This window comes from Curtobacterium sp. PhB190 (assembly GCF_004365385.1).
Taxonomy (GTDB): Bacteria; Actinomycetota; Actinomycetes; order Actinomycetales; family Microbacteriaceae; genus Curtobacterium.
In genome coordinates, this window is sequence record NZ_SODN01000001.1 from 539634 (window position 1) to 561846 (window position 22213).

Here is a 22213-nt window from a genome sequence, read left to right on the forward strand (position 1 = left end):
GTACGGACTCCGGGTGGTGCGCGTCAGCGCGCGAGCACCGTCAGCCCTGGAACGGGTTCGTCCAGCGCCACCAGACGCCGGGGTCGTCGATCGTCCGCTCGAGCACGAGCGGCACCGACACCGGGTCGTGGTTCGTGACCGTGAAGCGGACCTTCCCGACCCGCTCGCCCTTCGTCCCGAGGGTGACCTCGTCGAGGTGCGCCTTCGCCCGGACCTTCGTCTTGCCCCAGACCAGGACCTCGGCCGCCTTCGCGGTGACCGCGTCGGCCTCGTCCTGCCAGGGGGTGGAGAACGTGCCGAAGGTCTGGCCGGCGTGGGTCAGGGGCACGACCTGGAAGTTGTCCGCGACCGACCGGAGCAGCCGTTGCACGTCGACGTCGAGCGAGTCGTGGTCGACACCGCCGAGCATCACGCCGATGACCGTCACGTCACGGCCGCCGCGCTCGTACGTCGCCGCGAACAGCAGGCAGGCGCCGGCCTCGTCGAGGGTGCCGGTCTTGATGCCCTCGATGCCGTCCAGGCCGAGCAGTTTGTTCGAGTTCTCGATCTCGCCGACCGTCGGGATCGTGACGTCCTTGGTGCCGACGATCTCCTTTACCACCGGGTTCGCGAGGGCGAGCTGCCCGAGGTCGACCAGGTCGGTCGCGGTCGAGGTGTTCTGCGGGTCGAGACCGGTCGGCTCGTGGATCGTGGTGTCGTCGAGGTCGTGCTCCTCGAGCCACTTCGTCGCCGCCTGCTCGTACTCGGCGATCGACCCGAAGGCCCAGATGGCGAGGGCGCCGGCGTAGTTGTTCGCCGACTTCATGAGCATCACCTGGAACGCCTGGTGCTCGGTGAGCTTCAGGCCGGCGGGCATCGGCGCGACCTCGCCGTTCATCGCCGCGTACTTGGCGTAGAGCGACTCCATCTTCGGCGTGAAGGTGATCGCCGGGCCGGACTCCCCCGCCGCCATCGGCTTCTCGTCGAGGACCACGAGCGCCGTGACGATCTTGGTGATGCTCGCGATCGACCGGGGCTTCGTGTCACCGCTGGTGCGCAGGCTCTCCGGGAAGTCGGTGGCCTCGACCGCGGTGGCGCCGTAGCCGGGGAAGCTCAGCGCCGGCACGCTCGACGTCGGGGCCGAGTACGTGGTGGTCGCGGCGCTCGCCGGACCGAACGGCACGACGGCGGCGGCCACGAGGTACCCGGCGACGAGCACCAGGACCGCGACGACGGAGATCGTCACGGGCCTCCGGACGGCGGAGCGGGGGCGACGGACGACTCGTGACACGGGAACCGAGCGTACCGGTCGGTGCCTAGACCCTGGCTGCGACCGGCTGCTCGACGGCGGGGGTCGTCGTGGGCGTGTCCGTCGTCGCGCCGGGCTGGGTCGGCCGCGCGAACGTCAGCCGCCGGGACAGGTACGCGAACGCCGGACCGAGCGCGTTCATCACGACGACCGACGCCCATGCCGCCCACGCGTTGCCCGGATCGAACCCGAAGCCGCCGAAGCACGTGGCGAAGAAGGACGCGAACCCGAGGAACATGCCGGGCACGAGCCCGAACAGCCGCGTCCGACCCGTGTACATCAGCGCGCAGTTGACGACCAGGATGAGCAGCGCGAGCACGGTGTTCTGCGCGGCCTGCCCCTCGCCGAGCACCGTGCCGAACCGCTGGTCGAGCAGCACGATCACGAGGCCGAAGGCGGACCCGATCGGCATCGCCGCCCAGAGCCGGGTGGCGTTCCGGAGCGTGGGCTTCGCCCCGAGCAGGAACATCCCCGCCCAGCTGATGAAGATCGCCCAGGTGGGCAGGTGCAGCGCGTTGCCGCCGATGAACGCCGTGGTGCCGGCGAGGACCGAGGCGACGATCTCGTGCGGGATCCGTTCACGCATGGGTGAGCTCCTTCGATCGAGTGGTGGGTCCGGTAGTGAGTCGGGTGGTCCTGGTGGTCTCCGCGACGACGCGGCCGCGCTTGACCACGAGGTTCCGGTCGGGGCGGTCGAGCAGGACGCCCGCGGGGTCGGTCGTCGACAGGACGACGAGGTCGGCGGCGGCTCCGGGCCGGATGCCGTGGGTGTCGGAGACCCCGACGACGCGGGCCGCGGACGACGTGGCCATCTCGAGCACGCGCCCGAGGTCGGCCGGGCCGGACAGGTGCCCCACCTGCGCGAGCAGCAACCCGATGTCGAGCAGGTCCGCGTTGCCGAACGGCGTGAACGCGTTGCGGACGTTGTTCGACGAGTAGGCGCTCGTGACGCCGGCGTCCCAGAGCTCGCGCACCGGGACGACCCCTCGGCGGACGTCCCGGTCGTCCGAGCGACCGCCGAGGTGCAGGTCCGTGGCGGGCAGCGGCACCACCGCGACACCCGCTGCGGCGAGTTTCGCGAGCACGGCGCTGCGCGAGACCGGGGGCAGACTGGCGAGCGAGGTCACGTGTCCGAGGGCGACCCGGTCCCGCAGCCCGCGAGCGGCGACACGGTCGGCGATGTGCCCGGCGAGGGCGAACCGCGGGTCGGACGTGTCGTCGGCGAAGTCGGCGTGCAGGTCGGCCGGCACGTCGAACTCCTCGGCGAGGTCGAGGACGGTCTCGACGTGCTCGTGGCATGCGGCCAGGGTCGCCTCGTTGTAGGTGCAGCCACCGATCACGTCGGCCCCGGCGGCGAGCGCCTGGCGGAGCAGGGCGAGCGTGCCCGGCGCCTTCGCGATCCCCTCCTGCGGGAACGCGACGATCTGCAGGTCCAGGGCGTCGCGGTACTCGTCGCGCAGGGCGAGGAGCACCTCGACGCCGGTCAGTCCGACGACGGGGTCGACGTCGGGGTGCGCCCGGACGAGTGTCGTGCCGTTGGCGATCGCCTGGTCGAGCAGGGTCCGGGCGCGGTCACGGACGGAGTCGTGGGTGAAGCCGCGTTTGAGTTCCCCCGTCACCGCGATCGCACCGGCGAGGGTGCCGTCGGGGTTCGGTCGTTCACGGTCGAGCAGTGCCTTGTCGACGTGCAGGTGGGACTCGATGAGCCCGGGGATCACGACGCGACCGGCACAGTCCACGACGCGCGCCGCCTCGGTCGGCTCGACCTCCGTGCCCGCTTCGGCGACCTCCGTGCCCGCTTCGGCGACCTCTGTGCCCGCTTCGGCGACCCGGACGATCGTGCCGTCGGCGACGTGGACGTCGACCAGGCGGCCGTCGGTCAGGCGGGCCGTGCGCAGGATCAGGTCCATGGTGGGGTCTTCCTCGGATCGGATGGGTCGGACGTGACCCACCCTTCGCCCGCCGTGTTTCCGACTCGGACGCCACGTGTGACGAGCGTGTAAAAGTTGGTCGTACCAATGAACCAAGCGGACCAAGGGACCCTAGGCTCCTGTCCATGCAGAGAGGCCGCACCCTGAGCGCCGCGACCGCCGCGCACCTGGCCCGCCTGGTGCTCGAGGACCTCGCACCCGGCGACAAGCTCCCGCCGGAACGGACCCTGGCCGAGGACCTCGCCGTGTCCCGCACCACGGTGCGTGAGGCCATGCAGGAGCTCGAGCGCCGCAGGCTCGTCTCCCGGACACCCGGCCGTGGCACCGTCGTGCTGCCGCGCTCCGAGGAGGCGACCGCCCTGCTCGAACAGCAGACGGGCGCAGCGCACGGCGACGACCTGGCGCGGCGGGCCGAGCACGTCGCCGAGTTCCGCACGGTGGTCGAGCCCCGGGTCGCCGGTCTCGCCGCCGTCCGTGCCGGCGAAGCGGACCTGCTCGCCCTCGAACGCATCCTCGCCGCCACGCACGCGGGACTCAGTCCCGAGGAGTCGCTGGCACAGGACGTCGCCTTCCACGTGCAGGTCGCGCGCACCTCCGGCAACCCGTTGCTGGTGTCCCTGTGCGAGCTCAGCAGCGGGTGGGTGCAGGACGTCCGTGCCCGGTCGCACAGCACCAGCGAAGGTCGCCGCTCGTCGTTCGTCTGGCACGAACGGATCCTCGACTGCATCCGACGGCACGACGAGGACGGCGCCCGTGACGCGATGACCGCCCACCTCGCCGACGTCGCCCACCTCGTCGAACGGAAGGCCGACCGATGATGACCACACACACCCCCGCGATCCCGACCCTGCAGCCCGGCGCCGGCCCGATCCGGTCGGCCCGGTACCTGCCCGTCGACCCGGACACGGTCCTGTGGGGTCGGCTGCCGAACGCCGACGACCGCCCGGTCATCACGATCGCGTCCGGTGAGGACGTCACGATCGACACCGTCAGCCACGAGGGGATCCTGCCCGACCAGGGCAGTGACCCCCGCGCGTACTTCGCGTCGCACGGCGTCGCCGCGGAGCACGTCCTCGACGACGCCGTCGCGATCGCCAGGAGCGGCCACCGGGACCCTGCCACCGACGGCCCGCACGTGGTCTCCGGTCCGATCGCCATCGCGGGCGCCGAGCCGGGCGACGTCCTGACCATGACGGTGCTCGAGACACTGCCACGGGTGCACTACGGCGTCGTGTCGAACCGGCACGGCCGCGGCGCCCTGCACGGCGAGTACCCGGTCGACGGCACCACGGTCAGCGTCTTCGCCGACCTGGTCGAGACGGCCGCGGGTCAGCGGGGCCGCATCCCCCTGACCGGCGCCCGCGACCGCTTCGCGCACTTCCCGCTCGCCCCCTTCCTCGGGATCATGGGCGTCGCCACCCCCGGCGAGCGGCTGCACTCGGTGCCGCCGGGCCGGCACGGCGGCAACGTCGACGTGAACCTGCTGCAGGTCGGCGCGCAGCTGCACCTGCCGGTCCTGGTCCCCGGGGTGCTCGCGTACGTCGGTGACCCGCACTTCGCGCAGGGGGACGGCGAGGTCGCGCTCACCGCGATGGAGGCGTCGCTCCGCGCGACCGTCCGGTTCGACGTGACACCCGCCGCCGAGGCAGCGCAGCAGTTCGGCGACCTGGTCTGGCCGCTCGTCGAGACCCACGAGTTCCTCGTGCCGACGGGCATGGACCCGGACCTCGACGAGGCCGTCCGCGCCTGTGTCCGGCACGCGGTCGCGATCCTCGGCGCCCGCTGGGGCATGGAGCCGCACCTGGCGTACGCCTACCTGTCGGCGGCGACGGACTTCAACATCTCGCAGGTGGTCGACCTGGTCACCGGCGCGCACGCCCGCATCCGCAAGGCCGACTTCGAGGAGCCCGCACGATGAGCCCGCACGAGACGAGCACGCACGAGACCAGCACCGCGGCACCGGAGGGCTTGCTCGACGCGCTCGACGCGTACGAGGCCGCCCTCGCCGCGAACGACCTCGACGCGCTCGACGCCGCATTCGTCGACGCCCCCGGCACGATGCGCGGTGACGACCGCGGCCTGCTCGTCGGGCACGACGCGATCAGCGCGTTCCGCGGGGCACGGGGTGGGGTCCAGACCCGGTCGCTGACGCGCGTCGAGGTCCGCCCCCTGGCCGAGGGACTCGCCCTCGTCGTGTCGGTGTCCGAGTTCGCGGCGGGCGGGCAGGGCCTCCAGACGCAGCTGTGGCGACGCGACAGCGACACCAACAGCAACAGCAACAGCAACAGCAACAGCAACAGCAACAGCGACCACGGCGACGCCGGTCCGCGCTGGCGCATCGAGGCAGCCCACGTCACCGGCCGCCCGAAGGCCTTCGACACCACCGTCTGGCGCGCCGTCGGCGACCCGCTCGTCGCCCCCACCGCGTCCGGACCGCTCGACGGGCTCACCGTCGCGGTGAAGGACCTCTACGCCGTCCCCGGCCAGCCCGTCGGCGCCGGCAACCCGACCTACCTGCGCGAGTCCCCCGTCCAGGCGACGCCGGCAGCGGCCGTCGCGGCGCTCCTCGACGCCGGCGCCGCGATCCGCGGCATCGCGCGCACCGACGAGTTCGCCTACAACCTGACCGGACGCAACGAACACCACGGCACCCCGCCCAACGGGGCGGTCCCGACCCGACTGCCAGGAGGCTCGTCCAGCGGATCCGCATCGGCCGTCCGTCTCGGCACGGCCGAGATCGGGATCGGCACGGACACCGCGGGATCGGTGCGGGTCCCCGCCTCGTACCAGGGACTCTGGGGCCTCCGGACGACCCACGGCGCGGTCTCCCGGCAGGGACTGCTCCCCCTCGCGCCGTCGTTCGACACGGTGGGGTGGCTCACCCGGAGCGCCGACGTCCTGCTCGCGGCGCTCGACGCCACGGTGCCGTCGGATCCGGTCGCTCCTGCGGAGCCGGAGCTCTTCGTCCCCGCCGAGCTCCTGGACCTCGTCGAGCCGGCCGTCGCCGAGGCCTTCACCGCGTTCGTCGCAGGGCACGGCCACCCGATCGGCACCGTGCGGCTCGCCGACCTCGGGATCCCGCCCCTCGACGACCTGCGTGAACTGCTGCGCCTCGTGCAGGCCGCCGAGGCCGTCGCCGCCCACGGTGCCTGGATCGACGCCCACCCCGGCGGCCTGAGCGCCGTCGTCGGCGACCGGTTCGCCGCAGCCCGGGCGAACGACCCCGCAGCCACCGCCGACGCCGTCGCGCGACTCGACGGCGTCCGGGCGACGATCCGCACGGCCCTCGCCGGCCGGACCCTGCTGTTCCCGACGGTCCCCGGGCCGGCACCGCTCATCGCCGCCGACACGGCGGCACTCGAACGCACCCGGACCGCGACGACGGCGATGACGAGCCTCGCGAGCGTCGGCGGCACACCGGCGGTCAGCGCACCGGCGCTCACCGTCGACGGAGCCCCCGTCGGCGTGTGCCTGGTCGGGGAACCGGGCACCGACCGTGCCCTGGTGATCCGCGCCGGACGGATGCTGCAGCACTGAGGCGAGTCGGGCCTCCCGGTCCGCCCGTGGCGTGGCTAGGAAGCGAGCCGCTGGGCCTGGGTGACCGCCCACAGTCCGACGGCGCTCGCCGCGGCGATGTTGAGCGAGTCGACACCGTGCGCCATCGGGATCCGCACCGTGGTGTCCGCCGACGCGATCGCGGCGGGCGTCAGCCCCTGCCCCTCGGTACCCATTACGAGCGCGACCTTGCCGGGGACGTCCCGGGTGAACTCAGCGAGGTCGACCGACTCGTCGGTGAGCGCCATCGCGGCGAGGTGGAAGCCCTGCGCGCGCAGTTCCTCGCCCGCCGCCGGCCACTCGCCGATGCGGGTCCACGGGATCTGCAGGACCGTGCCCATGCTCACCCGGACGCTCCGGCGGTACAGCGGGTCGGCGCAGCGCGGGCTCACGAGGACCGCGTCCGCGCCCAGGCCGGCGACGCTGCGGAAGACGGCACCGACGTTCGTGTGGTCGACGATGTCCTCGAGCACGACGACGAGCTTCGCGTCCCGCACCACGTCGGCGACCGTCGGCAGCTCGGGGCGCTGCACGGCGGCGATCGCGCCACGGTGCATGCGGAAACCGGTGAGCTCCTCCAGCAGGGCGTCCGGGCCCACGAAGACCGGACCGTCGTGGTCGGCGACCAGGGGCAGCACGCTGTCGAGCCACTTCTCCTGCACCAGGATGCTCCGCGGGGTGTGCCCGGCACGGACCGCGCGCTCGATGACCGTGTTCGACTCGGCGATGTACAGGCCGCCCTCCGGTTCGCTCACCCGGCGGAGCGCCACGTCGGTCAGACGGGCGAAGTCGTCGAGGCGGGGGTCGTCGAGGGAGTCGATGCGGACGGGGTGCACGGGGCTCGTTTCGGTGTGGTGCAGGTGGTGGGCCAGCCGGTGTCTCGCCGCGTCTCGCCGAAGGGGAAGCGACCGGGACGGTCGGCTGTTGAGGGTACCGTGAACAGGGTGCTGGATGATGCTGCGTCGACGACCGGACCGCCCACCGGGGCGACGACCGGTCAGCCGACCGGTCTGCCGACCGCGGCGGACCTCGACCGCGTGCTCGAGGTGCTCGCCGGCAAGCGCGTCGCCGTGCTCTCCGGAGCCGGCCTGAGCACCGACTCCGGCATCCCCGACTACCGCGGCGCCGGGCGGGTCGTGCGCAAGCCGATGACCTTCCAGGAGTTCCGCGCCGACGCCGCCAAACGGCAGCGGTACTGGGCCGGCTCGCACCTCGGCTGGCGGAGCTTCGCCGCCGCCCGACCGAACGAGGGGCACCGGGCGCTCGCCGCCCTCGAGGACGCCGGTGTCGTCACGGGCGTCATCACGCAGAACGTCGACGGCCTGCACCTGCGCGCCGGATCCCGGCGCGTGGTCGAGATCCACGGGTCGATGGACCGCGCCCTCTGCCTGACGTGCGGGCAGGTGTTCTCGCGCGCCGACCTCGCCACGACCATCGACCGCGCCAACCCGTGGATCGACGAGCCCGGCTCGGTGCAGCTGCAGCCCGACGGCGACGTCGAGATCACCGACGTCGAGCGCTTCGTGGTGCCGGACTGCTCGGTGTGCGGCGGGATGCTCAAGCCCGACGTCGTCTTCTTCGGCGAGTTCGTGCCCACCGAGAAGTTCCACGAGGCGGTGTCGATCGTCGCCGACGCCGAGGCGCTGCTCGTGGTGGGGTCGTCGCTGACGGTGAACTCCGGCGTGCGGCTCGTCGACCACGCTGCCCGCCGCAAGAACCCGGTGGTCATCGTGAACCGCGGTGCGACCCGCAGCGACCGCCGTGCCGCCGTGAAGCTCGACGGCGGGACGACCGAGACGCTGGTGCACCTGGCCGAGCGGCTGGGGTCGGGTCGCCCGGCAGCCGGTCCCGCGGCAGCCGGTCCCGCGGCGTCTGGGATGATCGACGGGTGACGACGCTCCTGTACCTGGTCCGGCACGGTGAGACCGACTGGAACGCGCAGCGCCGCATCCAGGGTTCCACCGACATCCCGCTCAACGACACCGGACGGCGACAGGCCGCCGAGGCCGCCGAACTGCTCACCCGCCGGCAGTTCGACGCCGTCGTCGCCTCGCCGCTGTCCCGTGCCGCCGAGACCGGGGCGATCATCGCCGACCGGCTCGGGCTCGCGGCACCCGTGACGTACGCCGGGCTGGCCGAACGGTCCTACGGCGAAGCCGAGGGGCTCACCGACACCGAGGTCACGGCGGAGTACCCGCACGACGACATCCCGGGCCGCGAGTCCCGGTCCGCGCTGCTCGCCCGCATCACGGAGACGCTCGGTGAGATCGCGGTGCGCTTCGACGGCGGGGTCGTGGTCGTCGCCACCCACGGCGCGGTGATCCGGAGCGTGGTCAACGAGGCGGCGCCCGGTACCGCCGACCGGCACGCCACTCCGATCCGCAACGGCTCGATCCACTCGTTCCGCTGGGACCCCGAACGCTTCCACGCGGAGCTCGTCCGGTTCGACGACCCGATCGACGACGTCTCGGACGGGCCCGGGCGGTACGCGTTCGACTACCAGAACCCGCTGGAACGCCGGGGCTGAGCGGGCGGCGCGGCCGTCCTGCGACTAGGCTCCGACGCACCCGAACCAGGGGGCGACATGGTGACCGACGGAACCGACCCGGGTGGCTGGCAAGCCACTGACCAGCAGGACGACGACCTCGACCGTGCCTTCGGCCCCGAGACCGCCAGCGTGCAGACCCGCACGATCGGGCAACGGGCACGCACCTGGCTCGTCATCGGCGGCAGCACCGTCGTCGTCGCCGGGGTGATCGCCCTCGTGCTCGGTACCATCATCGGCAGCGTGCAGACCGGCATCGGCGGCGTGTTCCCCCGGCCGGACCTGGCACTCGACCGCCTCGACGACCGGCTCGCCGACGTGCCGGGCGTCACCGAGGTCCGCCACCACCCGGCCGAGAAGACCGGCTTCGCGAGCTACGACGCCACCGCGACGATCACGGCCGACCCGTCGCTCGACCCTGCCGCGCGCACCGACCTGGTCGAGACGCTGAGCCGCGCGACCGACTCGGCCGGTGGCAACGGCGTCCGGGTCGTCGCGATCGCCGACCTCGGCACCCTCGAGGTGGGTGTCTCCGACTCGCGCACGGTGACCGCGAAGCGCCTGGTGCTGGCGGACACGCTCGACCACATCGGCGGGGTCACGGCCGTCCGCTGCTCGTGGGAACGCGGTGGCACGCCGTCGGACCGCGCCGCCGACCAGTCGATCGTCGTCGAGACCCCGGGGCGAGGGGCCGCCGTCCCGCCGATCGTGGCGCGGGTGACCGAGGAGACGCACAAGGTGTTCCCCGGGGCGAGCGTCGAGGTGGTCGCGGCGAAGTAGCGGTCGCCGGTCGTGTGGCCGACGCGGAACGACGAATCCGATGTCGTACGACGTCGACCATGTCGTATCGCATCGACCGACGCGCCCCCCGCCCCCGCGCCCCGCTACCGCGCGCGCCGGTCGGCCACGGCCCGCTCGACCGCCCGCACGACCTGCTCCGCCGAGTCCTGCCACCGGAACCGCGCGGCCCGCTCGACCGACTGCGCCGACGCCTCGTCCCACCGCTCCTCGACCCGCCGCACCGCAGCCGCCACCGCCGACGGCGACGCCGGGTCGAAGTACTCGGCCGCATCGCCCCCGATCTCGCGGAAGATCGGGATGTCGCTCACGACGACCGGGGTCCCGACGCCCATCGCCTCGACCAGCGGGATGCCGAAGCCCTCGTCGTACGACGCCGTCGCCAGGGCCGTGGCGGATCGGAGCACCGACAGGTACTCCTCGTCGGTCGCACCGTCGTGGAACACGATCGAGCCGGTCGGCGCGAGCCCCTCGATCCGTGCGCGGTCGGCGTCGGACACCCGCGACATGCAGTGCAGGGTCCAGTCCGCTCCGAGCAGCGGCAGCGCGGCCGCCAGCGTCTCGACGTTCTTGTACGGCATGAACGACCCCATGTAGACGAGCGAGCGCTCCCGCGGCGCACCCGCCGCACGCGGAGCCGCCGGGTCGGCAGCGTTGTACGCCACCGTCACGGGACGCTTCGTCAGCCGGTGCTCGGCGATGAGCCCCGCGGTGGTCTCGGACACCGTGACCACCCCGTCGGCGCCGTTCAGCAGGACGCGCTGCGGCACCCACGACAGGTGGAACGCGCGCCACCCGAGCCGGAGCGGCCACGAGAACTCGCGCGGAGGCGTCCGGTTCCGGTAGTAGATCAGGTCGTGCAGTGTGAGCACGAGCGCGTAGTCGCGCCCCCGCGAGCCCATCGTCTGCATCGGCGAGAACACCGCGTCGAGGCCGAGCCGGTTCACCCGTCGTGCGACGAGCGGCTCCCCCGCGTCGGTGGGCGCCGGCAGCAGCTCCCACGGCAGGTCGCGCGGCAGGGACTCGAGCTGGCGCTCGTCGTGGACGAGCAGCACGACGTCGTGCCGGTCGGGCAGGTTCCAGGCGACCCCGGCGGTGAACCGGCTGATGCCGTCGTGGCGGCCGATCCGGACGTAGCGGCAATCGAGGCCGATCCGCAGGCGCGTCACGCGTCGGTCTCCTTCGCGTCGCTCGTCGTCGTCTTCGTCGCGGTCGTCCGGGAGGCCCGTCCCGCGCCCGACGATCGGCCCGCCTTGGTGCCGCGGCCCCGTCCAGGGCGCGCGGCCGTGTCCGCCATCCGGCGCAGCACCGCCGCAGCGGCCGGCGCCGGTGTCTCGTAGTGCACCAGGTGCCCGACCCCGGGGATGACCACGACTTCGGCATCGCGCAGGCGGGCGGCCAGGGCGCGTTGCTGGGGGACGGCCGTGATGTCGTCGTGCTCCGCGGCGATCATCAGCACCGGCACGTCGATGCGGTCCGCGTACTCGGACACGTCGTGGGTGACCGAGGTGCGGAACGCCTCGAGCACGCTCGTGCGGTTCGCGAAGGCCGAGAAGTACCGGTCGTGCTGGTCGTGCACCCAGCGGCGCATCCCGCGGTCGTGCGACTTGAGCATCGCGATGCTCATCACGCGGACGATGGCGGCGTTCCGCAGGATCCCGAGCCCGATCGGCTTCGGCAGCACCGCGCCGGCCCTGTAGTAGCCGATCGCGATCCCGGTGCCCACCGCGCGGGGCCCCTGCAGCGCCGGCGCGGCGATCGGGTTCACGAGGACGAGCAGCCGGGTGTCGAGCCCGGCGGCCACGGTGGCGGACACCACGATCGACCCGAACGAGTGGCCGAGGACGACGGCGTCGCGGCCGAGCCCGAGCGCCTCGTGGAACGCGCGCAGCCAGCCGACGTACGACTCGATGTCGGACACCGGCAGCGGGTCGGACACGCCGAAGCCGGGCAGGTCGGGGACGATCACGCGGACGTCCTGCAGGTGCGCGGCGATCGTCTCGAGGCCGTGGTGGTCGCCGCGGAACCCGTGCACCGCCAGGACGGTCTGCGTCGAGTCGGACGGCCCGTACTCCCAGTAGTGCGTGGTGCGGCCGTCGACCTGCACGGACCGGTGGACCACCGGTGTGGCGGCCATGAGCGACTGGTACGGGGAGAGCACGGGCGGTTGCATCGGCGCCAGTCTACGAAGACAACCGCACGAAACCCCGGACACCCGCAGCATCGCGCGCCTATCGTGTCCGGGGCGGGCCGTCGACCGGCCCGTCGATGACGACGAGGAGCACGGTGACCTTCACAGCCCCGATCCAGCTGCCCGGCCTGACGCTCGACCCGCAGTGGTACAAGCGCTCGGTCTTCTACGAGTGCATGATCCGCTCGTTCGTCGATTCGAACGGCGACGGGATCGGTGACCTGCAGGGCGTGATCGGCAAGCTCGACTACCTGCAGTGGCTCGGCGTCGACGCCCTGTGGCTGCCGCCGTTCTTCCAGTCGCCGATGCGCGACGGCGGGTACGACATCGCCGACTACAAGGCGATCCTGCCGGAGTTCGGCACGCTCGACGACTTCCGCGAGCTCGTCACGAAGTCGCACGAGCGCAACATGCGCATCGTCATCGACATGGTGATCAACCACACCAGCGACCAGCACGAGTGGTTCCAGCAGTCGCGCGAGGACCCCGACGGCCCCTTCGGTGACTTCTACGTCTGGCGGGACACCGACGAGGAGTACCCGAACATCCGGGTCATCTTCGTCGACACCGAGGAGTCGAACTGGACGTTCGACCCGGTCCGCCGGCAGTTCTTCTTCCACCGGTTCTTCTCGCACCAGCCCGACCTGAACTTCGAGAACCCCGCGGTGGTCGAGGCCGTGTACGACGTCGTGCGGCACTGGCTCGACCTCGGTGTCGACGGTCTGCGGCTCGACGCGATCCCGTACCTGTTCGAGTCGGAAGAGGGCAACGGCGAGGGCGAACCGGAGACCCACGAGTTCATCAAGAAGATGCGCGCGATGGTGGACGACGAGTACCCCGGCCGTGTCCTGCTCGCCGAGGCGAACCAGTGGCCGCGCGAGACCGCCGCCTTCTTCGGCACCGACGAGGAGCCCGAGTGCCACATGGCGTTCGACTTCCCGGTGATGCCCCGTATCTTCTACTCGCTCCGTGCCCAGCACGCCAAGGAGCTGTCGGCGATCCTGTCCGAGACGCTCGACGTACCGTCCGCGGCAGCCTGGGGCGTGTTCCTCCGCAACCACGACGAGCTCACGCTCGAGATGGTCAGCGAGGAGTACCGGCAGGCCATGTACGGCTGGTACGGCTACGACCCCCGGATGCGCTCGAACATCGGCATCCGGCGCCGGCTCGCTCCCCTGCTCGACAACTCGCGAGCCGAACTCGAACTCATCCACGCGCTGCTGTTCTCGCTGCCGGGCTCGCCGTTCCTGTACTACGGCGACGAGATCGGGATGGGCGACAACATCTGGCTGCCCGACCGCGACTCGTCCCGCACGCCGATGCAGTGGACCCCCGACCGAAACGCCGGGTTCTCCACGGCAGACCCGGGCAAGCTCTACCTGCCCGTGGTGCAGTCGCTCGTGTACAACTACGCGCAGGTCAACGTCGAGGCGCAGCTCGCCCAGTCCCGCTCCCTGCTGCACTGGGTGCGCAACGTCATCCACGTGCGGAAGGCCCACCCGGTCTTCGGGCTCGGGACCCTGCACGTGCAGGAGACCTCGAACGAGTCGGTGCTCGCGTTCGTGCGCTCGTGGGAGGGCTCCGGCCAGCAGTTCGGGCCGTCGGCGGAGGACGTGCTGTGCGTGTTCTCGTTCGCCACGAACCCGACGTCGGTCACGGTCTCGGCTCCCGAGTTCGCCGGTCGGCCGCTCTACGACCTGTTCGGCGGCGGTTCGTTCCCCGCGTTCGACGAGGACGGCACCGTCACGCTGACCCTCGGGACGCAGTCGTTCTACTGGCTGCACGTCGGCGCGCCGGTCGGGTAGCACCGGTCGTGTCGGTGCGTCCCGTTAGCCTGACCGCGTGACGTTCCCCACAGCACAGCTGGATCCGACAGCACAGCTCGACACGCCCGTCCCGGCGCAGGACCTCTCCGGACGCCCCTGGTGGCACGCCCTCGGCGTCTTCGACCTCGAGACCACCGGTGTCGACGTCGAGACGGCGCGGATCGTCACGGCGCACGTCGGCCTCATCGACATGACGGGTGCCTCCATCGCCGAGGGCGCGTGGATCGCCGACCCGGGCATCGCGATCCCCGAGGGCGCCGCGGCCGTGCACGGCTACACCACCGAGCGCGCCCAGGCCGAGGGGCGTCCCGCGGCCGAGGTCGTCGCCGAGATCATCGCCGCGATCGAGGCGGTGTTCGCCCGCGGCATCCCGCTGGTGATCTACAACGCCCCGTACGACCTGACGGTCCTCGACCGCGAGGCAAAGCGGCACGGGTTCGCCTCCCCCGTCATCGGCAACGTCGTCGACCCGCTCGTGATCGACAAGGCACTCGACACCTTCCGCAAGGGCAAGCGCACGCTCGAGGCGGCGTCCGAGCTGTACGGCGTCACCCTCGACGACGCGCACGACGCCGGTGCCGACGCCATCGCGGCCGGTCGCGTCGCCCAGGCCATCGCCGGCAAGTACCAGGACGAGCTCGGCATCTCGGCGGAAGAGCTCCACCGCAAGCAGGTCGGGTGGTGCGCCGAGCAGGCGACCTCGTTCCAGGAGTACATGCGCAAGAAGCGCGACCCGTCCTTCACCGCCGACGGTCGCTGGCCGCACCGCAACGGCGCCTGACCCGCGCACCGGCCGCACGACGCAGAACGGGCGGTCCTCCCGAAGGAGGACCGCCCGTTCCGACGTGCTGTGGGGCTGCTTACTTGGAGAAGCCCTTGAAGCGCTGGTTGAACTTCTCGACGCGACCGGCCGAGTCGAGGATGCGCTGCTTGCCCGTGTAGAACGGGTGCGAGGCGGACGAGATCTCGACGTCGATCACCGGGTAGGTGGCACCGTCGAGCTCGATCGTCTTGTCGCTGTTCGCGGTCGAACGCGTCAGGAAGGTCTCACCGGAGGCCAGGTCACGGAAGACGATGGCGCGGTACTCGGGGTGGGTGTCGGTCTTCATGGAGTTTCCTCGATAGCGGTAGCGGTGGTGGGATTGCGCGAGATGCGCGGGAAGTCATCGGCTTGCGCCAGCCGTCAACGTTACCAGACGGACGGCGCGATCGCAGCGCTAGGACGCGCGCGCCGTGTACCGACCGGCGTCCTTCGTGACGGACAGCGCGATGCCGAACGCCTCGGTCAGGGTCTGGTCGGTCAGGACCTCGTCGATGGGCCCGGCGGCTTGGACGTGGCCGTCGGCGAGCACCAGCGCGTGGGTGAACCCGGCGGGGATCTCCTCGACGTGGTGGGTCACGATCACGATGGCTGGCGAGTCGGCGCTCTGGGCGTAGCCGCCGAGGGTGCGGACGAGGCTCTCACGGGCGCCGAGGTCGAGCGAGGCGGCCGGTTCGTCCAGGAACAGGATCTCCGGGTCGGTCATCACGGCGCGGGCGATCTGGACGCGCTTCTGCTCGCCGTCGCTCAGCTCGCCGAAGGTGCGGTCGGTGAACGACCCCAGGCCCCACTCCTCGAGCACGCGCTGGGCACGGCGGACGTCGAGCTCCTCGTACTCCTCGTTCCAGCGACCCGTGACCGAGTACGCGGCCGTCAGCACGACGTCGATGACCTTCTCGGTCACCGGGATGCGACGGGCCAGGGCGGTCGACGCGAAGCCGATGCGCGGGCGGAGCTCGAACAGGTCGGCGCCGCCCAGCTCGGTGCCGAGCACCTCGACGTCACCCGAGGTCGGGAACGTCTGGGCACCGGCGACCTGCAGCAGCGTGGTCTTGCCGGCGCCGTTCGCGCCGAGCACGACCCAGCGTTCGTCGTCCTGCACCCCCCACGAGATCGAGTCGAGGATGGTGGCCCCGTTGCGGACCACGGAGACGTCTGACAAGCGCACGACCGAGGGCATGCGACCAGCCTACGGGGTCCGGCCGAGCACCTCGTCGTAGACCTGCCGTGTCCTCGTGGCGATCGCGTCCCAGGTGAACTCGGACTCGACGCGCAGGCGTCCGGCGCGGCCCATGAGCTTCGCGAGCCCCTCGTCGGCGAGCACCTCGTTGAGGGTCGCGGCCAGGTCCGCCACGTACTTGTCGGGGTCGGTCGGGGTGCCCGTGCCGTCCTGCGCCTGGTCGATCGGCACGATGCGACCGGTGAAGCCGTCCGCGACGACCTCGGGGATGCCCCCGGTGCCGGTGCCGACGACGGGGATGCCGCACGCCATGGCCTCGAGGTTCACGATGCCGAGCGGTTCGTAGATCGACGGGCACACGAACACCGTGCCCGAGGACAGCACGTTCACGATCTCCTCGTGCGCGAGCATCCGGTCGATCCAGACGACGCCCTCGCGCTGCTCACGCAGGCCCTCGACCAGCCCGGTGACCTCGGCGAGGATCTCCGGGGTGTCCGGGGCACCGGCGCACAGCACGATCTGGACGTCCTCGGGGAGCGACGCCACGGCGCGGAGCAGGTAGGGCAGTCCCTTCTGCCGGGTGATGCGACCGACGAAGACGACGCTGGGGCGCGACGGGTCGATGCCGAGGGCGCGGACGGCGTCCTCGTCGACCTGCGGCTTCCAGGCGTCGATGTCGATGCCGTTGTAGACGACGTGCACCTTCGACGGGTCGATCGACGGGTACGAGCGCAGGATGTCGGCGCGCATGGCCTTCGACACCGCGATGACACCGTCGGCGTTCTCGAACGCCTCGCGTTCCATCCAGCTCGACAGGCGGTAGCCGCCGCCGAGCTGCTCGGCCTTCCACGGGCGGAGCGGCTCGAGGCTGTGCGCCGTGACGACGTGGGGGATCCCGTAGGTCAACTGCGCGATCCGGCCCGCCGAGTTCGCGTACCAGGTGTGCGAGTGCACGAGATCGGCGCCCTCGACGTCGGCGGCGATGGCCACGTCGGTGCCGAGCGCCTGCAGTGCACCGTTCGCCTGTTCGAGGCCGGCCGGCGTGCGGTACCCCCAGACGTCGGCTTCGTCGCGGAAGGCCCCGAAGGCCCGGACCCGGACGTCGGTGTCGGTCCCCGACCGCAACGCAGCAGTCAGTTCGGCCACGTGGACACCCGCTCCGCCGTAGACCTCCGGCGGATACTCCCTGGTCAGTAGATCGACTCGCACGGGTTCAAGGTAACCGGTTCCCAGTGCTGACGCCTACTGTGAGCGGCATGGCACCAAAGAAGGTCTTCGGCATCGTGCTCGCTGGCGGCGAGGGGAAACGGCTCATGCCGCTCACGGCCGACCGGGCGAAGCCCGCAGTCCCGTTCGGCGGGAACTTCCGTCTCATCGACTTCGCGCTGTCGAACCTGGTGAACTCCGGTCTGCAGAAGATCGTCGTCCTCACCCAGTACAAGTCGCACAGTCTCGACCGGCACGTCGCCGAGACCTGGCGCATGGAGGGCCTGCTCGGGTCCTACGTGGCGTCGGTCCCCGCGCAGCAGCGACTCGGCAAGCGCTGGTTCGCCGGCTCGGCCGACGCGATCCTGCAGTCGCTCAACCTGCTCCGCGACGAGCGTCCCGACATCGTCGTCGTGGTCGGCGCCGACCACGTGTACCGGATGGACTTCCACCAGATGGTCGAGGCGCACATCGCCTCGGGTCGCAGCGCCACCGTCGCGGCGATCCGTCAGCCCATCGAGCTCGCCGACCAGTTCGGCGTCATCCAGGTGGACGCCGACGACCCGACGAAGATCGACGCCTTCCTCGAGAAGCCGAAGAACCCGGTCGGGCTCGCTGACTCCCCTGGCGAGGTCCTCGCCTCGATGGGCAACTACGTGTTCAACGCGGACGCCCTCGTCGACGCGGTGCTCCGCGACGGCCAGGTCGAGTCGTCCGCGCACGACATGGGCGGCGACATCGTCCCCGACTTCGTGGACCGCGGCGACGCCGGGGTCTACGACCTGCAGCGCAACGAGGTCCCCGGGTCCACCGACCGTGACAAGTACTACTGGCGCGACGTGGGGACGATCGACTCGTTCTTCGACGCCCACATGGACCTCATCGCCCCGGTGCCGGTGTTCAACCTGTACAACCAGGACTGGCCGATCTTCAACCAGCAGACGAACCTGCCGCCGGCGAAGTTCGTGCGGGACGCCAACGGCAACACCGGCTCGACGGTCGACTCGCTCGTGTCGCTCGGATGCCTGGTGTCGGGCGCACAGGTCGAACGCAGCATGATCGGCCCGTGGTGCGGGATCGACTCCGGCGCGAAGGTCCTCGACTCGATCGTGTTCGAGCGGGCGACGATCGGCGCCGGTTCGGTCGTGAACCGGGCGATCCTGGACAAGGACGTCGTCATCGCGCCGGGTGCGCAGGTCGGCATCGACCGTGAGGCCGACGAGGCCCGCGGCTTCACCGTGACCGAGTCCGGCATCACCGTGGTCGGCAAGGGCGTCCGCGTCGACGCGTAGCGTCGGCCGGTTACGTCGACACCGACGAACGGACGGTCAGGAGGCACGGCTCGCGTCTCGGACGCGGGCCGTGCCTCCGTCTGTCGGTACCGTTGGTCCGTGCCCCGCTTCCTCGTCGTCCTCGATGCCGATTCCACCCTCCTCGAGGACGAGGTGATCGAACTCCTCGCCGACACCGCCGGGACCCGGCCACAGGTCGCGGCGATCACGGAGCGCGCCATGCGCGGGGAGATCGACTTCGCCGAGAGCCTCCGGGAGCGAGTCGCGACCCTTGCGGGCCTCCCGGTCGACGTCTTCCGACGCGCACAGCAGGCGGTCCGCGTGACGCGGGGTGCCGACCAACTCGTCCGCGGCGTGCACGCCGCCGGTGGGACCGTCGGTGTCGTGTCCGGCGGGTTCCACGAGGTCCTCGACCCGTTCGCCGAGCGACTCGGTCTCGACCACTGCCGCGCGAACCGGCTCGAGGTCGCTGACGGCGTGCTGACGGGACGTGTGCTCGGCGACGTCGTGGACGCGCACGCCAAGGCCGTCGCCCTGCGCGAGTGGGCCGAGGCCGACGGCGTGGACGCGGTCCGCACCGTCGCGATCGGCGACGGGGCGAACGACCTCGAGATGATGCGCGTCGCCGCCCTGTCGGTGGCGTTCGACGCGAAGCCGCGCGTGCGGGAGCAGGCGGACGTCGCCGTCGTGGACCGCGACCTGTCCGCTGTGCTCGCGACGCTCGGCCTGCGCGGCTGAGCGGACCGTCCGGTTCTTCGCGCTCAGCGACACGTCACGCGCGCGAGCACCCGTGAACTGTCGCTGAGCACGAAACGACGCGCAGGCGCTGGCTAGTGGCCCATGCCGAGGCCGCCGTCGACCGGGATGATCGCGCCGGAGACGTAGCCGGCCCCGTCGCTCGCCAGGAACAGCGTGGCGTCGGCGACGTCGTCGACCGTGCCGTACCGGGCCGCCGGGATCGCCTTCTTGAACTCGGTCTGCAGCTCGTCGGACAGCGCGGCCGTCATGTCGGTCTGGATGAACCCGGGCGCGACGACGTTGGCGGTGATTCCGCGCGAGCCGAGCTCACGGGTGATCGACCGGGCCATGCCGACCAGGGCGGCCTTCGACGACGCGTAGTTGACCTGGCCGATCTGGCCGTAGGCGCCGACGACGCTCGACATGAGCACGATGCGGCCGAACTTGGCCTTCATCATGCCCTTGGTGGCGCGCTTCACGACCCGGAACGTGCCGGTCAGGTTGGTGTCGACGACGCTCGTGAAGTCGTCCTCGGACATGCGGAGCAGCAGCTGGTCGTTCGTGATACCGGCGTTGGCCACGAGCACCTCGATCGGTCCGAGCTCGGCCTCGACCTGCGTGAAGGCGGCGTCCACCGAGGCCGTGTCGGTGATGTCGGCCTGCACGGTGAGGGCCCCTTCGGGTCCGCCCTGTCCGCTGCGCGACGTGACCGCGACGCGGTGCCCGGCGGCGACGAAACGCTCGGCGAGGGCGTGGCCGATGCCGCGGTTTCCGCCGGTGATCAGGACGGTACGGGGGGTGCTCATGGTCGCTCCGTTCGGTGGTGGTGTGCGGTCGTGTCGTGCCGACGGGTCGGCGGACACGCCCGGACGAGCGTAGCGGAGCCAGCACCGCAGCCCGTTCGCGCGCGGCGCACCCACGATCGGCCCCGGAGGCTTAGGCTGGACCACGGGTAGACGGAGACCATCTGTATGAAGAGCACGCACACGAGCATCACCACGCTCCCGGATTCGCCGGAGCTGGACCGGGCGCACCGCCTGTCCCGCTACGTGTGGCAGATGGCCATCCGCGTCGTCCTCTTCGTCGTGGCCGTGCTCGTCTACTCCATCTGGCACTCCTGGATCGCCGTCGTGCCGATCGTCCTCGCCGCCGTGATCCCCTGGGTCGCCGTGATCGTCGCGAACGCCGGCAGCCGGACCGAGAGCGACATGATCTCGCCCGCCGGTGCGATGCAGCTCTACGACGCCGTCGACCCCGGCCTCCGCGAGCAGCAGGAAGAGGACCGGGCCCAGGCCTACCGCGACGAGCAGGACCGCCTCCGGCAGCAGGCTCAGCACGCGCAGGACGAGTGGCAGCGCAACGGCGACCGCTCGAAGATGTGGGGACCCCGCTGATGGGCGCGACCTTCGACCTGCACACCGAACCGGGCTCGACCCCGGTCTGCTCCCGAGCCGGCTGCTCCAACACGGCAGCGTGGCGGGTGAACTGGCGCAACCCCCGGATCCACTCCGCCGACCGCGTGAAGATCTGGGCCGCGTGCGAGGAGCACCGCGACTTCCTCGCCGACTACCTGCGGTCCCGCACCTTCCCGGTGCGCGTCACCGGCATGCACGAGGACGTCGACCGGCTCGACGACGAACGCGACCCCGCCTCGTCGCCGAAGAACGACGTCGGGGTGCGCTCCACCGGCACCGGTCGATGACCGACGACTTCGACCCGCACTCCCGGTACGGCCGGAAGCACGCTGCCAAGCTGCAACGCGCCGCCGACCACGCCCGTCGCTCCGTGCCGGACGACGAACGCCCCACCCAGGACCCGGACGAGCCCTTCGTCGGCTGGCACTTCGTCCGCAGTCGCCGCTGGCTCGGGTACTTCGCGATCGCCGTGGCCTTCGCGATCGTCTGCGCCCTGTTCGGCATGTGGCAGTGGGACCGCCGCAACGAGGCCGTGCGTCAGAACGAGCAGGTCGCCCAGAACTACGACCACACCCCGGTCCCCCTCGACCAGGCGCTGCCGACGGCGTCGAGCTGGCAGGACGAGCAGGAGTGGCTCCGCGTCTCCGTGACCGGCCGCTACGACATCGACGCACAGCTGCTCGTCCGCAACCGCGTGCACAACGGCCAGCCCGGCTTCGAGGTCCTGACCCCCCTGGTCACCGACGACGGCCGGGCGTTCATCGTCGACCGCGGCTGGGTCCCGACCGGCAACGCGCAGGACGCCCCCGACCACGTGCCCGCTCCCCCGTCGGGCGAGGTCACGGCGATCGTCCGCCTGCAGCAGAGCGAGCCCCGGATCCCCGGCCGCACCGACCCCGCGCACACGGACCAGGTGCAGTCGGTGACCCTGGCCGACGTCGCGAAGAAGGTCGACACCCCCATCTGGACCGGTGCGTACGGCGAGCTCGCCTCCGAGTCCCCCGCCCCGACCGAGGCGCGCCCGCTCGGCTGGGAGCGTCCCACCGCCGACACCGGCCTGCACCTGAGCTACTTCATCCAGTGGTTCCTGTTCGCGGCCGGCGGCTTCGGGTTCCTGGCGTACGTGATGGTGCAGGAGTACCGGAACCTCAACCAGGACGACCCAGAGGAACGCGAGCGCGCCCAGGAGCGGCAGCGCCGCAAGGACGCCAAGCCGAAGACCGACGCCGAGATCGAGGACGACCTGATCGCGTCCCGCCGCTGACGCGCTGCGCCGGGCCGCTCGCCGCGGGCGCGCCGCCGAGCGGTCACGAACCGTCGCCCGTCGACGCCGGTGACGCCACGTGGTGACCACTCGGCGGACGTGAGCGGGTTGCCTTGACCGACGGGACAGCGGACGGGAGGCCCGTGGCGGCGTCGCCACGGGCC

General features: G+C 71.6%; 22 protein-coding genes and 1 pseudogene. 13 read left to right on the plus strand and 10 right to left on the minus strand.

The genetic code is table 11. The annotated features are described in order from the left end of the window. Nucleotides 1-40 precede the first annotated feature (40 nt). Genes EDF47_RS02450 through EDF47_RS02460 form a run of 3 tightly spaced genes read right to left on the minus strand, consistent with a single transcriptional unit; the run spans nt 41 to nt 3198 of the window. Entirely contained in the window at nt 41-1270 is a 1230-nt protein-coding gene (locus EDF47_RS02450) for a D-alanyl-D-alanine carboxypeptidase (protein ID WP_123294391.1), read from the minus strand. 25 nt (nt 1271-1295) lie between these two features. Next, complete coding sequence (locus EDF47_RS02455; RefSeq protein ID WP_243648776.1) at nt 1296-1874, minus strand: DUF1097 domain-containing protein; 579 nt, start codon at nt 1872-1874, stop codon at nt 1296-1298. Continuing rightward, nucleotides 1867-3198 (minus strand): amidohydrolase family protein, encoded by a 1332-nt coding sequence (locus tag EDF47_RS02460; RefSeq protein ID WP_123937879.1) that lies wholly within the window; start codon nt 3196-3198, stop codon nt 1867-1869. The genes EDF47_RS02455 and EDF47_RS02460 overlap by 8 nt, the downstream gene beginning before the upstream one ends. Nucleotides 3199-3344: 146 nt before the next feature. On the opposite strand from EDF47_RS02460, the gene EDF47_RS02465 reads away from it, so the two are divergent. Genes EDF47_RS02465 through EDF47_RS02475 form a run of 3 tightly spaced genes read left to right on the plus strand, consistent with a single transcriptional unit; the run spans nt 3345 to nt 6756 of the window. Beyond that, complete coding sequence (locus EDF47_RS02465) at nt 3345-4037, plus strand: FadR/GntR family transcriptional regulator (protein ID WP_123294389.1); 693 nt, start codon at nt 3345-3347, stop codon at nt 4035-4037. Beyond that, a complete protein-coding gene (locus EDF47_RS02470; RefSeq protein ID WP_131880174.1) occupies nt 4037-5137 on the plus strand; it encodes an acetamidase/formamidase family protein in 1101 nt (366 codons plus the stop codon). The genes EDF47_RS02465 and EDF47_RS02470 overlap by 1 nt, the downstream gene beginning before the upstream one ends. After that, nucleotides 5134-6756 carry an AtzH-like domain-containing protein gene (locus tag EDF47_RS02475; protein ID WP_131880176.1) on the plus strand — a complete coding sequence of 541 codons (1623 nt, stop codon included), beginning with the start codon at nt 5134-5136 and terminating at the stop codon, nt 6754-6756. The genes EDF47_RS02470 and EDF47_RS02475 overlap by 4 nt, the downstream gene beginning before the upstream one ends. A gap of 35 nt (nt 6757-6791) precedes the next feature. Here the strand turns inward: EDF47_RS02475 and EDF47_RS02480 are convergent, their stop codons facing one another. Beyond that, nucleotides 6792-7610: an RNA methyltransferase gene (locus EDF47_RS02480; protein WP_131847417.1), complete on the minus strand. Its 819-nt coding sequence runs from the start codon at nt 7608-7610 to the stop codon at nt 6792-6794. 174 nt (nt 7611-7784) lie between these two features. On the opposite strand from EDF47_RS02480, the gene EDF47_RS02485 reads away from it, so the two are divergent. The 3 genes from EDF47_RS02485 to EDF47_RS02495 are packed head-to-tail and all read left to right on the plus strand — an operon-like array spanning nt 7785 to nt 10099. Continuing rightward, the gene (locus EDF47_RS02485; RefSeq protein ID WP_166673177.1) at nt 7785-8666 is read left to right on the plus strand and encodes a Sir2 family NAD-dependent protein deacetylase; all 882 of its coding nucleotides are present in this window, start codon (nt 7785-7787) and stop codon (nt 8664-8666) included. Next, the gene (locus EDF47_RS02490) at nt 8663-9301 is read left to right on the plus strand and encodes a histidine phosphatase family protein (RefSeq protein WP_133936603.1); all 639 of its coding nucleotides are present in this window, start codon (nt 8663-8665) and stop codon (nt 9299-9301) included. Before EDF47_RS02485 ends, EDF47_RS02490 begins: the two co-directional genes overlap by 4 nt. A gap of 57 nt (nt 9302-9358) precedes the next feature. Then, on the plus strand, nt 9359-10099 hold the full coding sequence (locus EDF47_RS02495) for a hypothetical protein (protein WP_131880182.1): 741 nt from the start codon (nt 9359-9361) through the stop codon (nt 10097-10099). A 104-nt stretch (nt 10100-10203) separates the two neighbouring features. Here EDF47_RS02495 and EDF47_RS02500 read toward each other — a convergent pair whose 3' ends face one another. Next, entirely contained in the window at nt 10204-11277 is a 1074-nt protein-coding gene (locus EDF47_RS02500; RefSeq protein WP_131880245.1) for a glycosyltransferase, read from the minus strand. 5 nt (nt 11278-11282) lie between these two features. After that, on the minus strand, nt 11283-12290 hold the full coding sequence (locus EDF47_RS02505; protein WP_131880184.1) for an alpha/beta hydrolase: 1008 nt from the start codon (nt 12288-12290) through the stop codon (nt 11283-11285). Nucleotides 12291-12403: 113 nt separating this feature from the next. Here EDF47_RS02505 and treS point away from each other — a divergent pair, with 113 nt between their 5' ends. Together treS and EDF47_RS02515 are read left to right on the plus strand one after the other, a co-directional pair. Continuing rightward, complete coding sequence (gene treS / locus EDF47_RS02510) at nt 12404-14113, plus strand: maltose alpha-D-glucosyltransferase (RefSeq protein WP_111084171.1); 1710 nt, start codon at nt 12404-12406, stop codon at nt 14111-14113. A gap of 37 nt (nt 14114-14150) precedes the next feature. Beyond that, nucleotides 14151-14915, plus strand: coding sequence for a 3'-5' exonuclease (locus EDF47_RS02515; protein ID WP_243648775.1), 765 nt, complete (start codon nt 14151-14153; stop codon nt 14913-14915). 79 nt (nt 14916-14994) lie between these two features. Here the strand turns inward: EDF47_RS02515 and EDF47_RS02520 are convergent, their stop codons facing one another. The 3 genes from EDF47_RS02520 to glgA form a co-directional block, all read right to left on the minus strand. After that, a complete protein-coding gene (locus EDF47_RS02520) occupies nt 14995-15243 on the minus strand; it encodes a type B 50S ribosomal protein L31 (RefSeq protein ID WP_017887280.1) in 249 nt (82 codons plus the stop codon). 108 nt (nt 15244-15351) lie between these two features. Next, nucleotides 15352-16134, minus strand: a complete 783-nt coding sequence (locus tag EDF47_RS02525; RefSeq protein WP_111083979.1) for an ABC transporter ATP-binding protein — start codon at nt 16132-16134, stop codon at nt 15352-15354. Between the two features lie 9 nt (nt 16135-16143). Continuing rightward, nucleotides 16144-17343: a glycogen synthase gene (gene glgA, locus EDF47_RS02530; protein ID WP_131880186.1), complete on the minus strand. Its 1200-nt coding sequence runs from the start codon at nt 17341-17343 to the stop codon at nt 16144-16146. 47 nt (nt 17344-17390) lie between these two features. Here glgA and glgC point away from each other — a divergent pair, with 47 nt between their 5' ends. Both glgC and serB read left to right on the plus strand, forming a co-directional pair. After that, the gene (glgC, locus tag EDF47_RS02535; protein WP_123294454.1) at nt 17391-18632 is read left to right on the plus strand and encodes a glucose-1-phosphate adenylyltransferase; all 1242 of its coding nucleotides are present in this window, start codon (nt 17391-17393) and stop codon (nt 18630-18632) included. A gap of 99 nt (nt 18633-18731) precedes the next feature. Beyond that, nucleotides 18732-19370: a phosphoserine phosphatase SerB gene (gene serB / locus EDF47_RS02540; RefSeq protein ID WP_131880188.1), complete on the plus strand. Its 639-nt coding sequence runs from the start codon at nt 18732-18734 to the stop codon at nt 19368-19370. 92 nt (nt 19371-19462) lie between these two features. Here the strand turns inward: serB and fabG are convergent, their stop codons facing one another. Beyond that, the gene (gene fabG, locus EDF47_RS02545; protein WP_131880190.1) at nt 19463-20176 is read right to left on the minus strand and encodes a 3-oxoacyl-ACP reductase FabG; all 714 of its coding nucleotides are present in this window, start codon (nt 20174-20176) and stop codon (nt 19463-19465) included. Between the two features lie 165 nt (nt 20177-20341). Here fabG and EDF47_RS02550 point away from each other — a divergent pair, with 165 nt between their 5' ends. The 3 genes and pseudogenes from EDF47_RS02550 (at nt 20342) to EDF47_RS02560 (ending at nt 22049) form a co-directional block, all read left to right on the plus strand. Next, on the plus strand, nt 20342-20764 hold the full coding sequence (locus EDF47_RS02550; RefSeq protein WP_123294380.1) for a DUF3099 domain-containing protein: 423 nt from the start codon (nt 20342-20344) through the stop codon (nt 20762-20764). Then, nucleotides 20764-20970, plus strand: a pseudogene (locus EDF47_RS02555) (hypothetical protein); the annotation flags it as partial. The gene EDF47_RS02550 and the pseudogene EDF47_RS02555, both read left to right, overlap by 1 nt. A gap of 98 nt (nt 20971-21068) precedes the next feature. After that, nucleotides 21069-22049: an SURF1 family protein gene (locus EDF47_RS02560; RefSeq protein ID WP_131880192.1), complete on the plus strand. Its 981-nt coding sequence runs from the start codon at nt 21069-21071 to the stop codon at nt 22047-22049. Nucleotides 22050-22213: the final 164 nt, after the last annotated feature.